Below are 1,585 nucleotides of genomic sequence, written 5' to 3'. Positions count from 1 at the left end.
CCGAACCGCCGGTGGTTGAGGCGCGAGGCGCCCCAGCGCCGAGCCTCGAAACCAGCGGCCCCGGTGCACCCGACTGTGCCCACCACAGCCCGCCACCAAGGCCCGGAGGACGTTCCTATATCGCGTCAAGGGCTTGTAGGTCGGCTTTGAGGGCTCCGAAGAGTTCGCGGGCGATGAGGCGTTTCATGGCTCGGATGGTGTCTTTCTTCGACAGGCCTTGGGTGGTGCGGCGTGCGAGGTAGTCGATGGCTGGCTGGTGGTAGCGCAGCCGGCCGATCGCGACGAGGTGGATCGCACTGTTTGCGGCGCGGTCCCCACCTCGGTGCAGCCGCATCCGGTGTGTCTGGCCGGACGAGGCAGGGATCGGGGCGATCCCGGCCAGCCGAGCGAACTTCGCATCGGTGCCGATCCGGTCGATGTTCTGCCCGGCGGTGATCAACAGCTGTGCTGCGATGGCGGTGCCCACGCCGGGGCGTGCCAGCAACCGTGGTGCTGCCTTCGCCACGAGCGTGTCGAGTGCCCGGTCGAGCTCGGCGATCTCCTCGTCGAGTGCCTCGATGCGGCGCGCCAGGTGACGCAACCCGTGCTTCGCCGCCTGGACCGGGTCATCAAGACGGGTCAGGTCAGCGCGCAGCCGGGCCGCGGTGGTGGCGATCTGGCGGCTCGTGGTGCCGAGCCGGTCACGCAACGCAGCGGGAGTGGTGATGGCTTCGGCGCTGATCTGGGTCAGTGCCGCGGCGCGGGCCTTGACCGCGGAACGGCGTACCGAGTGCAGGCGGGCGATGGCGGCGATGATGCCGGTGGTGTCCTTGGGGATCGTGACCGCGCGCCCGGTCCGGGCTGCCTGGGCAGCCGCAGTCGCGTCGATGGGGTCGGACTTGCCGTGGCGGGCGCGGGTCCACACGTCGGGGCGGTCGACCTCGAGGACCTGCAGGGATTGTGCCTGCAGGATGCGGGTGAGCTCGGCGCCGTAGGTGCCGGTCTGCTCGACCCCCACCCGGGACAGGGGCCACTGGGCCAGCCAGGACCGGATCGCTTCGCAACCGGCTGCGGTGGTGGCGAAACCACGCTCGGCGACGAGGTGGCCGTGGTGGTCGATCACCGCGACCTGGTGGGTGGCCTTGTGGGTGTCGACGCCGGCGAAGAACCCGCCCGGGTTTGGCTGTGCCTGTTGTTCGGTCGGGGTGGGGGTGGTCATGCTGGTCACGCGATCTGTCTCCTTCACTTTGTGGAGGATGACTTCATCGGGCCGGGCGGCGGACACAACGGTGAAGAGCCAACGCTTTGATCGCAGCAGGTTCCTATCAAGTCACAGTCGCCCGGTCCGATCCCTCCTCACGGCGCCCTTATGGCTAGGTCACGCGCCCCGGGGACAGGCCGACACGTCCAATTCAAGACAGACCAGAGCCGTCAGTTTCGAGGCAAGTCAGAACCCACCCCGGAGCACTCCCCACATCCTCACCGTTTCGAGGCTCCTCGCTGGCGCTCGCCGCACCTCAACCACCGGGAGAAGGGCGTGCCGCCAGGCGGACTGTGCCACCCACTCAAGGCAACTGCGGCGCGGCAGCGCGGCGCACCGAACCGC

The 1,585-nt window shown here is 69.1% G+C and carries 1 protein-coding gene; it reads right to left on the bottom strand.

Annotated elements, in window-relative coordinates; all coding sequences use genetic code 11:
- Positions 1-115: 115 nt before the first annotated feature.
- On the bottom strand, positions 116-1,198 hold the full coding sequence (locus tag NOCJ54_RS0122555) for an IS110 family transposase (protein WP_028657285.1): 1,083 nt from the start codon (positions 1,196-1,198) through the stop codon (positions 116-118).
- Positions 1,199-1,585 lie beyond the last annotated feature (387 nt).

Source organism: Nocardioides sp. J54, assembly GCF_000519005.1.
Classification (GTDB): Bacteria; Actinomycetota; Actinomycetes; order Propionibacteriales; family Nocardioidaceae; genus Nocardioides.
The sequence above is the reverse complement of the archived record's forward strand: the minus strand, read 5'-3'. Positions and strand labels throughout refer to the sequence as shown.

Excerpts from the sequence above, each read along its gene's own strand:
- NOCJ54_RS0122555 (WP_028657285.1), bottom strand. The coding sequence starts at position 1,198 with ATGACCACCCCCACCCCGACCGAACAACAGGCACAGCCAAACCCGGGC.